1 protein-coding gene is annotated in these 1,100 nt (G+C 60.4%); it reads right to left on the reverse strand.

The window, feature by feature from the left end; genetic code table 11:
• Positions 1 to 244: 244 nt before the first annotated feature.
• Positions 245 to 652, reverse strand: coding sequence for a hypothetical protein (locus AC1VAN_RS22620; RefSeq protein ID WP_442251183.1), 408 nt, complete (start codon positions 650 to 652; stop codon positions 245 to 247).
• Positions 653 to 1,100 lie beyond the last annotated feature (448 nt).

Raw genomic sequence — 1,100 nt, forward strand, 5'->3', positions numbered from 1 at the left:
GAACTGGGTGTTCCGCTGGCCTATCTTCTGGCCGATAGCGATGCACTGGCCAATGTCATTCTCGCCGCCGCTAGGTTGCCGCATGCAGAGCAGCGACGACTGGCGACGGAATTGAAAGAGCGGGCGAAGCGGTCGAGCGGCGCAGAGCAAGCAGAAAGCGACAGCGACTAGCACGGCGCTTGAACCGCAGGCATGGGGACCACGTTGGAAGTCCCCACCCTTCCCGTTGCGGCGCACCTGTGAATCAAGGGTCAAGATAGCGCTCTACCTGCAGCGACAGTGCTTCGCATGCATCAAACAGACCATCGACCATGGCCGCCGACGGATAGAAGCCCGGATCGTCGTTCTCCCGCGCTACGTGTGCGGCGTGCAACATGGCAGTGAGCGCGGTGATGCCCGATGCACTTCGAGTGGCCAAGGCCAAGTCGAAAGCACGACCGGGCGTGAGGCGATTTTCGGACCACGGTGTGCCGTCCGCACGATGGCCTTTGCCGTGGCCTTGCAGGAACGTGAAGAACGCAGAGGGAGGCGCGGACTCGGCGACATCGCTGAGTGCGTCTTCCATCTTTTCGGCGAGAGCATTGGGAAGATCGCGCACGGAATCGCCGAGCAGCGCGTGCAGACGGGGATAGTCGGGAAGCAGGTCAGACATGGCGGCAACCTCACGGTGTGGCCACCTGCAGATGCAAGGTGGCGGACGGTGCGGGTTGGCGTGCCGGATACATGACGCAAGAAGCCGACGGATCACAGGATCCCCACGCACCATCCGCCATAAACTGGCAGAGCATGCATTGTCGCGCATCATGTAAGTTCGAGACGCCAATCCCGGCCAAGGCGAGTACCTTGGCGCAACCATCGTCCACGCGTCCTTTCAGCAGATCGAGAGGGAAATGCGTCGCGAAGTGGTATCAAGACTTAGATCAGAGAGCATTGATCCCAAAACGTGAAAATCAACACCAATGCATTGTGCGGCCCGGGAGTTTTCGTCGACGCCATAGACCACATGATGCTGCGCGGCTGTCGCTCCTGCTGCTCATACGGGTGGATTCCGACAGCCAGTGATCGCGGCTTACCTTCGCCGGATTCGTGTAAAGTCACGC

Source organism: Stenotrophomonas sp. 05L44_2, from assembly GCF_056665995.1.

Excerpts from the sequence above, each read along its gene's own strand:
- AC1VAN_RS22620 (WP_442251183.1), bottom strand. The coding sequence starts at position 652 with ATGTCTGACCTGCTTCCCGACTATCCCCGTCTGCACGCGCTGCTCGGC.